Raw genomic sequence first — 9,243 nt, forward strand, 5'->3', positions numbered from 1 at the left:
ATGGACGCCGGCAGCCCTGAAATCACGCAGCTTGGCCGCTTCGACGCTGGTCGGATTGGCTTCCAGGGTGATTTCGATGTCGGCGGCGAAGGGCCAGGCCCGGCCGGCGGCCGCGATCACCGCGGCGACGGTCTCCGGCGCCATCAGGGAGGGCGTGCCGCCGCCGAAGAAGATCGAGGTCAGCGTGCGCTCCGGCACCTGCGCCGCCACCCGTTCCACCTCGGCGACCAGGGCGGCGGCCCAGGCGGCGTGATCGACCGCCTCCCGCACGTGACTGTTGAAGTCGCAATAGGGGCATTTGGCCTTGCAGAACGGCCAATGGACATAGAGGGCGAGGCTGCCGGGATCACCCGCCTGGGGCATCCGTCGCCGCTCTTCGCGGCTCATTTCAGGGCGGCGATCAGCTTGGCGAAGGCGATGGCGCGGTGGCTGATCGCATGTTTCGCCGCCGGTTCCATCTCGCCGAAGGTGAGGTCCATGCCGTCGGCCTGGAACATCGGGTCGTAACCGAAACCGTTCTTGCCGCGCGGCGGCCAGACCAGGGTGCCGTGGACCTCGCCGAGGAAGGTCTCCATCCGCCCGTCCGGCCAGGCCAGGGCGAGGGCGCAGGTGAACCAGGCGCGCCGGGCCGCGGGCTCGACAGCACCCTTCTCGGCGAGCAGGGCCTGGATCTTTTCCATGGCCAGGCCGAAGTCCTTGGCAGGCCCGGCCCAGCGCGCCGAATAGATGCCCGGATCGCCGTCCAGCGCCTCGACCGAGAGGCCGGAATCGTCGGCCAGGGCCGGCAGGCCGGCGGCCGTCGCGGCCGCCCGCGCCTTCAGCTCGGCATTGCCGGCGAAAGTGGTCTCCGTCTCTTCCGGCTCGGGCAGGCCGAGGGTGCCGGCCGAGACCGGCTCGATCCCGAAGGGGGCGAGCAGTTCGGCGATCTCCCGGACCTTGCCCTGATTGTGGCTGGCGACGACCAGCTTGCCCGAAAGCCGCATCAGAACAGCCCGAGCGCCTGGCGCTGATAGGCGACCAGGCGGGTGATGCCGCCCTGGGCCAGGGTGAACAGATGGGCGAATTGCTCGGCCGTGAAGGGGGCGGATTCCGCCGTGCCCTGGATTTCCACGATCTCGCCGGTGCCGGTCAGGACGAAATTGGCGTCCGCCTCGGCATTGCTGTCTTCCGAATAGTCGAGGTCGAGCAGGGCCCGGCCCTCCACGAGGCCGCAGGAGACGGCGGCGACTTCGGTGCGGATCGGATTGGCGGAAAGCTCGCCCTTGTTCATCAGGAATTCGATCGCCTGATGCAGCGCCACATAGGCCCCGGTGACCGAGGCGGTGCGGGTGCCACCGTCGGCCTGGATCACGTCGCAGTCGATCTTGATCACCTTCTCGCCCAGCACCACGGGATCGATCGCGGCGCGCAGCGCCCGTCCGATCAGGCGCTGGATTTCCTGGGTCCGGCCGGATTGCTTGCCCTTGGCCGCCTCGCGGTCGTTCCGGGAATGGGTGGAGCGGGGCAACATGCCGTATTCGGCGGTGACCCAGCCCTTGCCCTGGCCGCGCAGCCATGGTGGCACCCGCTCCTCGACCGAGGCGGTGCACAGCACATGGGTATCGCCGAAGCGCACGAAGCAGGAGCCTTCGGCATGTTTGGAAAAGCCGGGTTCCAGGCTGATGGGGCGGAGCTGGTCGGCGTGGCGGCCATGGGCGCGCATGGGGGATCCTCGTTTGATTGCGGCGCCCTTTTACCCCGGCGGGCGGCGTCGCGCATCCCTCACATGATCGGGCCTCACTTGATCTGGCCTTTCTCGCGGTAGAAGGCTTCGGCCCCCGGGTGGAGCGGCACGGTCAAGCCGTCGAGCGCCGTCTCGAGGCGGATCGCCTTGCCCTGGATATGGCCGGAATCGAGCGCCTTTCGCCCGCTCTCGCTCCACAGCGCCGCCGTGATCGCCTGGATCAGCTCGGCCGGCTGGGCCGCACTGGTGAGCCAGAGGGCGCGCACCGCCACGGTATCGACCGGGCCGAGGCCGGCATAGACATTCACCGGAATGCTCGCCCGGGTGAAGAAGGGATTGTCGGCCAGGAGCTGGTTGACGCCGTGACCGTCGATCGCCACCAGGGCGAGGTCGCCCTTGGCGCGGGCAGCCAGGGCCTCGATCGCGGCACTGGGATAGCCGCCGACGAAGAAAAAGCCGTCGAGCTGGCCCATGGCGACCAATTGGGCCGCCAGGTCCGGCTTGTAATATTCGGCGACGAAATCGCGCTCGGTCATACGATAGGCGGCCAGGATCAGGCGGACGTCGACCAGCGTGCCCGAGCCCGGCTCGTCGATCGAGACGTGATGGCCCTTGAGGTCGTCGAGCTTGGTGATGCCCGAATCCTTGCGCACCAGGAGATGCACCGTCTCGGGGTAGAGGGCGGCGATCGCTCGCAGGGCCTCGCGCTTGCCCTTGGTCTCGAAGGCGCCGGTGCCGGTCACCGCCCAATGGCCGACATCGGCCTGGACCAGGGCGGAATCGACCGAACCCGCCTCCAGCGCCTCGACATTGGCGAGCGAACCATTGGAGGCGACCGCCGAGGCGACGAGGCCCGGCACGCCCTCCGCCCCCTGGCCGGAGACCGCGGTGGCGAGCATCTGGCCGACCGGGAAATAGGTCCCGGAAGCGCCCGCCGTGGCGATCTGGAAATAGCGGCTGGCCTCCCCCGCGAGGACGCTGCCCGCGGTCAGCAGCAATGCCGCCAGACCTGCAGCGCCAATAGCCCGAATGCGCCGCATCGTCCCGCCTCCCCCAACGTTCCAATGGTCGTGGCGGCCATGGTCGCAGGCGGGGGCCTGGGGATCAATGGCCGCGCGGCCCCCGCCTGCGGATCGGTGTCAGCTCCGATGGTGGCGCAGGGTCGCCAGTTCGGTCTTCAGGGCGTGGATCTCGGCCGCCTGTTCCTCGATCGTCTGGCGCAGCGCCGTGATCAGGCTGCCGTCTTCGGCATCCGCGGCGCCGGCCGCGCGGGCGAGGTCGGGGCGCATGATCGGGCTCACGGCGGCGGCGATCTCGCGACGGGCACGTTCCCGGGCGAGCACGGTCCAATAGTCCATGGCTCTTCTCCTTGGCCGTTGAAACCGGATGCCGGAAGCTCGCACCGGCACCCGCGTCAAAGGTCTGCCTCCTGGCCGGGATTTCAAGGCGGATTCGACCTTGCACCGCACACGTTGACGCCCCCGGACGAGCTTCCTACATTGCACACGCCCAGCAGGAAGCCCGAGGATGATCCAGGAGCTGAACGAGCGTTCACGCCAGATCTTCCGCCAGATCGTCGAGTCCTATCTCGAGACCGGCGAACCGGTCGGCTCGCGCACTTTGTCGCAGCGCCTGGGCTTCCCGCTCTCGCCCGCCTCGATCCGCAACGTGATGCAGGATCTCGAACAGGCGGGCCTGCTCTATTCGCCCCATGCCTCGGCAGGAAGGATCCCGACCCAGGCCGGGCTTCGCATCTTCGTCGACAGTTTCCTCGAGCTCGGCAACCTGACCGAGGACGAGCGCCATTCGATCGAGGCTCATGGCAGCACGTCCGGCCAGTCGGTCGAGGGCCTGCTGACCGAGGCGACGCGGCAATTGTCCGGCCTGTCGCAATGCGCCGGCCTGGTCATCGCGCCCAAGGCCGACAAGCCGCTCGACCATGTCGAACTGGTCAACCTGGGGCCGGGGCGGGCGCTGGTCGTCCTGGTCGCGCAGGACGGCTCGGTCGAGAACCGCATTATCGACACGCCCATGGGCCTGACGCCGTCCGGGCTCCAGGTCGCCTCCAACTATATGTCGGCAAGGCTCGGCGGCCGCACCATGGCCGAGGGGCGGACCCGGATTCTGCGCGAGATCGATGAGAATAGGGCCGAGCTGGACGCGCTGGCGGCCCGCGTCGTGGAGGCCGGGCTCGCCACCTGGTCGGGCGACGATGCCGGCAACATGCTGATCGTTTCCGGCCGCGCCCGCCTGCTCGACGATCTCACCGCGCTTGCGGATCTCGAGCGGGTGCGGCAATTGTTCGACGACCTTGAATCCAAGCGCGACGTGCTCCAACTGTTGGAGCTGGCGCAGGATGCCGATGGGGTGCGCATCTTCATCGGCTCGGAGAACAAGCTGTTCAGCCTGTCTGGCTCGTCCCTGATCGTGGCGCCCTTCCGCCGCCAGGACGAGAAGATCGTGGGCATGATCGGCGTGATCGCCCCGACGAGAGTGAATTACGGGCGCGTCGTCCCCATGGTGGATTACACCGCCAGGATGATCGGCCGCCTGATCCGTTGACCCTGATGCGCTGATCTTTTTGTGGACCCGTTATGACGACCGAGACCGAAAACACCGAACCGACCCCGACCGAAACCGCGGCCGAGGCTCCGGCGGCCCCCGCCGGCCCCACGGTCGACTCCCTCCAGGCCGAAGTGGCCGACCTGAAGGACAAGCTGTTGCGCGCCTTCGCCGAGACGGAGAACCTGCGCCGCCGGGCCGAGCGCGAGCGGGAAGACACGGCGAAATATGCCGTCACCAAATTCGCCCGCGATCTCACCAGCGTGGCCGACAACCTGCGCCGCGCGATCGAGGCCGTGGCGGCCGAGACCCGCGCCGCGGACGAGGCGGTGGCCAATCTCCTGGCCGGGGTCGAAATGACCGAGCGCGAGCTGCTCTCCGCCTTCGAGCGCGTCGGCATCACCAAGATCGCCCCGGCGGTGGGCGAGAAGGCCGATCCCAACAAGCACGAGGTGCTGTTCGAGGTCCCCGGCACCGGCCAGCCCGGCGGCTCGATCGTCCAGGTCGTCCAGGCCGGCTACCAGATCGCCGACCGCCTGCTGCGCGCCGCCAAGGTGGGTGTCGCCAAGGCTGAAGCGCCTGCGCCGGCAGTCGATCAGACGGTCTGAGGGCGATCGGAAGAGCGCTGCACAAATTTTTTGCATACAAGCGCCCGGAAGGCCTTTTCCGGGCGTTGCGGGTCGGAAAAGCCGGCCCTATATAAGCCACAGCGCGAGTGGGGCGATTGCCCGCCTTCCTCGTTCCAGTCAGAACCCAGGGGATGCCGCCGGTGCCGTAAGGGCCGCCGCCATCTGCCGAAAAGGAGAGAGTTATGGCAAAGGTTATCGGCATCGACCTCGGCACCACCAATTCCTGCGTGGCGATCATGGAGGGTACGAAGCCCAAGGTGATCGAGAACGCCGAAGGCGCCCGCACCACCCCGTCGATGGTCGGTTTCAGCGGCGACGGTGAACGTCTCGTCGGCCAGGCCGCCAAGCGCCAGGCAGTGACCAATCCCGAAGGCACCCTGTTCGCGATCAAGCGCCTGATCGGCCGCTCCTTCGCGGACCCGATGACCCAGAAGGACAAGGGCATGGTGCCCTACAACATCATCAAGGCGGACAATGGCGACGCCTGGGTGGAAGTGCGCGGCACCAAATACAGCCCGAGCCAGGTTTCCGCCTTCATCCTGCAGAAGATGAAGGAAACCGCCGAATCCTTCCTGGGCGAGACCGTCACCCAGGCGGTGATCACGGTTCCCGCCTATTTCAACGACGCCCAGCGCCAGGCGACCAAGGACGCCGGCAAGATCGCCGGCCTCGAAGTGCTGCGCATCATCAACGAGCCCACGGCCGCCGCGCTGGCCTATGGCCTCGACAAGCAGGACGGCAAGGTGATCGCGGTCTATGACCTCGGCGGCGGCACTTTCGACGTCTCCGTGCTCGAGATCGGCGACGGCGTGTTCGAGGTGAAGTCGACCAACGGCGACACCTTCCTGGGCGGTGAAGACTTCGACATGCGCCTCGTCGACTATCTGGCCGACGAGTTCAAGCGCGAGAACGGCGGCATCGACCTCCGCAAGGACAAGCTCGCCCTGCAGCGGCTGAAGGAAGCCGCCGAAAAGGCCAAGATCGAGCTGTCGTCCTCGATGCAGACCGAAATCAACCTGCCCTTCATCACGGCCGACGCCACGGGTCCGAAGCACCTCACCCTGCGCCTGACCCGCGCCAAGTTCGAGAGCCTGGTCGACGACCTCGTCCAGCGCACCATCGAGCCCTGCCAGAAGGCCCTGAAGGACGCCGGTCTGTCGGCCGGTCAGATCGACGAAGTGGTCCTGGTCGGCGGCATGACCCGCATGCCCAAGATCCAGGAGATCGTGAAGAGCTTCTTCGGCAAGGAACCCCACAAGGGCGTGAACCCGGACGAAGTGGTGGCCATGGGCGCCGCCATCCAGGCCGGCGTGCTGCAGGGCGACGTCCGTGACGTCCTTCTGCTGGACGTCACCCCGCTGTCGCTCGGCATCGAGACCCTGGGCGGCGTCTTCACCCGCCTGATCGAGCGCAACACCACGATCCCGACCAAGAAGGGCCAGACCTTCTCGACCGCCGACGATAATCAGAACGCGGTCACGATCCGGGTCTTCCAGGGCGAGCGCGAGATGGCGGCGGACAACAAGCTGCTCGGCCAGTTCGACCTGATGGGCATTCCGCCGGCCCCGCGCGGCGTGCCGCAGATCGAGGTGACCTTCGACATCGACGCCAACGGCATCGTCCAGGTCTCGGCCAAGGACAAGGGCACGGGCAAGGAACAGCAGATCCGTATCCAGGCCTCGGGCGGCCTCTCGGACGCCGACATCGAGAAGATGGTGAAGGACGCCGAGGCTCATGCCGCCGAGGACAAGAAGAAGAAGGAAATGGTCGAGGCGAAGAACCACGCCGAAGGCCTGATCCACGCGACCGAGCGGAACCTGAGCGAACACGCCGACAAGGTCGCCGCCGCTGACAAGGCCGCGGTCGATGCCGCGATCGCCGAGCTGCGGTCGGCCCTGAATGCCGACGACGCCGAGGCGATCAAGGCGAAGACCGAAGCGCTCGCCAATGCCGCCATGAAGGTGGGCGAGGCGATCTACAAGGCCGAAGCCGAGAAGGCCCAGGCGGCCGGCGGCGCCGCGCCGGGCACCGGTGAGGCCGGTGCCGGCCCGGACGACGTGGTGGACGCCGATTTCGAGGAAGTGGACGACAAGAAGAAGTCGTCCAACTGATCCCGATGTCGCGTTAAGGACGCGGACCGTGCCGGCCCGGCCCCGACGGGGGCGGCCGGCACGGACGCTTCAAGGAGTCCGCCATGGCGAAGGCCGATTATTACGAACTTCTGGGCGTCGCGCGCGGGGCCTCGGCCGACGACATCAAGAAGGCGTTTCGTAAGCTCGCGATGAAATGGCACCCGGACAAGAACCCGGGCAACGCCGAAGCCGAGCAGAAATTCAAGGAAATCAACGAGGCCTATTCGGTCCTCTCGGACGACGACAAGCGCGCCGCCTATGACCGCTACGGCCATGCCGCCTTCGAGGGCGGCGGTCCCGGCGGCGGTGCCGCTGGTGCTGGGGCGCGCGGCTTCGACTTCGGCTCTTCCTTCGCCGATGTCTTCGACGACCTGTTCGGCGAATTCATGGGCCGGGGCGGCCAGGGCCGCAACCCGAACGGTGCCGCAAGGGGCGCCGATCTCCGCTACAACATGGAGATCAGCCTCGAGGAAGCCTTCAAGGGCAAGAAGACGCAGATCCGCGTGCCCACCACGATCGCCTGCGAGACCTGCGACGGCTCGGGCGCGGCGCCTGGTTCCAAGCCCACGACCTGCCCGTCCTGTCAGGGTGCCGGCAAGGTGCGCGCGGCCCAGGGCTTCTTCACGGTGGAGCGGACCTGCCCGACCTGCCAGGGCGCCGGCCGCATCATCAAGGATCCCTGCAAGACCTGCGGCGGCCACGGCCGCGTGACCAAGGAAAAGACCCTCTCGGTCAACATCCCCCAGGGCGTCGAGGACGGCACCAGGATCCGGCTCGCCGGCGAGGGCGAAGCGGGATTGCGCGGCGGGCCGCCGGGCGATCTCTACATCTTCCTCACGGTGACGCCGCACGCCCTGTTCCGGCGCGACGACACCAATCTGTTCTGCCGCGTGCCGATTCCGCTGGTGACGGCGGCGCTCGGCGGCACCATCGAGGTGCCGACCATCGACGGTACCCGCGCCCGCGTCTCGATCCCGGCCGGGACCCAGACCGGCCGCCAGTTCCGCCTCAAGGGCAAGGGCATGCCGTCCTTGCGCGGCGGCGCGCTCGGCGACCTCTACATCAACGCGGTGGTCGAGACGCCGGTCAACCTGAACGCCAAACAGAAAGAACTCCTGAAGGAGTTCGAAAAGGCCGGCGGCAAGGGCACCAGCCCTGAGTCCGAGGGTTTCTTCGCCAAGGTGAAGGAACTCTGGAACGACCTGCGGGAATAAGCCATCTCGGGGCACCTCGCGGAGGTGCCCCGTTGAGCCGCGCCGTATATTACGGTAATATACGCCCATGATCGATTGGGCGAAGGTCGTCGGCTTCGACTGGGATCTCGGCAACGGCCGGAAGAGCTAGGACAGGCACGCCGTCACAGCGGCCGAGGCCGAGCAGATTTTCTTCAGCGAGCCTCTGGTGGTTGCCGTCGATGCCGTGCACAGCGCCGACGAAGGCCGCTTTCATGCCCTGGGCAGGACGGACGACGGGCGCCTGCTGCATGTCACTTTCACCCTGCGGCAGGACGGCAGCCTGATCCGGGTGATTTCCGCGCGGCCCATGAGCCGGACGGAAAGGAACATCTATGGCCAAGCCTAGGGAGATTCCGGTCTTCGCCGACGAAGCCGAGGAACGCGCTTTCTGGGAAGCGAATGATTCCGCCGACCATGTCGACTGGTCGAAGGCGGAACGGGTGGTGTTGCCCAATCTGAAACCCTCGACCACCTCGATCTCGCTCCGCCTGCCGACGGCACTGCTGGAACGGATCAAGGTCGCCGCCAACAAGCGCGACGTTCCCTACCAAAGCCTGATCAAGACCTGGCTGGCCCAGGCGGCCCAGCGCGAGTGATCGCCGCAAGGCCTTGAAATCGAAGGCGTAGCTGGCAAAGTGTCGGCCCGTCTTCGAGGAGTATCGGCCATGACCACCATCGGCATCTTGGGCGCAGCCGGGCGCATGGGCCGGAGCCTGATCAATGCCGGCCTGGCCGCCGGCGCCGGCATCGCCGGCGGGACCGAACGGCCGGGCAGTGCGGCGATCGGCATCGACCTCGGCACGCTCGCCGGCAAGGAGCCGATCGGCGTCGTGGTGACCGACGATGCCGCCGCCCTCTTCGCCGCGGCCGATGTGGTGATCGATTTCACCGCCCCGGTCGCCGCCCCCTCCCACGCCACGCTGGCCGCCAAGAGCGGCAAAGCCCTGGTGATCGGCACCACC

General features: G+C 67.5%; 10 protein-coding genes and 2 pseudogenes. 7 read left to right on the top strand and 5 right to left on the bottom strand.

Features of this window, described 5'->3' with window-relative positions; genetic code table 11:
• From WC493_RS20115 to WC493_RS20135, 5 genes are all read right to left on the bottom strand, one after another.
• Positions 1-363: radical SAM protein (locus WC493_RS20115; protein WP_373067869.1), on the bottom strand; the 363-nt coding region annotated here is incomplete at its 3' end.
• Between the two features lie 20 nt (positions 364-383).
• Positions 384-983: an RdgB/HAM1 family non-canonical purine NTP pyrophosphatase gene (rdgB, locus tag WC493_RS20120; protein ID WP_373067871.1), complete on the bottom strand. Its 600-nt coding sequence runs from the start codon at positions 981-983 to the stop codon at positions 384-386.
• A complete protein-coding gene (gene rph / locus WC493_RS20125) occupies positions 983-1,702 on the bottom strand; it encodes a ribonuclease PH (protein ID WP_373067873.1) in 720 nt (239 codons plus the stop codon). The genes rdgB and rph overlap by 1 nt, the downstream gene beginning before the upstream one ends.
• Before the next feature lie 74 nt (positions 1,703-1,776).
• Positions 1,777-2,763 (bottom strand): TAXI family TRAP transporter solute-binding subunit, encoded by a 987-nt coding sequence (locus WC493_RS20130; RefSeq protein ID WP_373067875.1) that lies wholly within the window; start codon positions 2,761-2,763, stop codon positions 1,777-1,779.
• Positions 2,764-2,862: 99 nt separating this feature from the next.
• Positions 2,863-3,081 (bottom strand): hypothetical protein, encoded by a 219-nt coding sequence (locus WC493_RS20135; protein ID WP_373067877.1) that lies wholly within the window; start codon positions 3,079-3,081, stop codon positions 2,863-2,865.
• A gap of 169 nt (positions 3,082-3,250) precedes the next feature.
• Here WC493_RS20135 and hrcA point away from each other — a divergent pair, with 169 nt between their 5' ends.
• From hrcA to WC493_RS20170, 7 genes and pseudogenes are all read left to right on the top strand, one after another.
• On the top strand, positions 3,251-4,285 hold the full coding sequence (gene hrcA / locus WC493_RS20140; RefSeq protein ID WP_373067879.1) for a heat-inducible transcriptional repressor HrcA: 1,035 nt from the start codon (positions 3,251-3,253) through the stop codon (positions 4,283-4,285).
• Between the two features lie 32 nt (positions 4,286-4,317).
• The gene (gene grpE / locus WC493_RS20145) at positions 4,318-4,893 is read left to right on the top strand and encodes a nucleotide exchange factor GrpE (protein WP_373067881.1); all 576 of its coding nucleotides are present in this window, start codon (positions 4,318-4,320) and stop codon (positions 4,891-4,893) included.
• A gap of 203 nt (positions 4,894-5,096) precedes the next feature.
• A complete protein-coding gene (gene dnaK / locus WC493_RS20150; RefSeq protein ID WP_373067883.1) occupies positions 5,097-7,025 on the top strand; it encodes a molecular chaperone DnaK in 1,929 nt (642 codons plus the stop codon).
• An 83-nt stretch (positions 7,026-7,108) separates the two neighbouring features.
• A complete protein-coding gene (dnaJ, locus tag WC493_RS20155; RefSeq protein ID WP_373067885.1) occupies positions 7,109-8,260 on the top strand; it encodes a molecular chaperone DnaJ in 1,152 nt (383 codons plus the stop codon).
• Between the two features lie 145 nt (positions 8,261-8,405).
• Positions 8,406-8,627: pseudogene (locus WC493_RS20160) on the top strand (BrnT family toxin); the annotation flags it as partial.
• Positions 8,614-8,877, top strand: coding sequence for a BrnA antitoxin family protein (locus WC493_RS20165; protein WP_373067887.1), 264 nt, complete (start codon positions 8,614-8,616; stop codon positions 8,875-8,877). The pseudogene WC493_RS20160 and the gene WC493_RS20165, both read left to right, overlap by 14 nt.
• Before the next feature lie 69 nt (positions 8,878-8,946).
• Positions 8,947-9,243, top strand: a pseudogene (locus tag WC493_RS20170) (4-hydroxy-tetrahydrodipicolinate reductase); the annotation flags it as partial.

The organism is Zavarzinia sp., from assembly GCF_041650655.1.
Taxonomy (GTDB): domain Bacteria; phylum Pseudomonadota; class Alphaproteobacteria; order Zavarziniales; family Zavarziniaceae; genus Zavarzinia.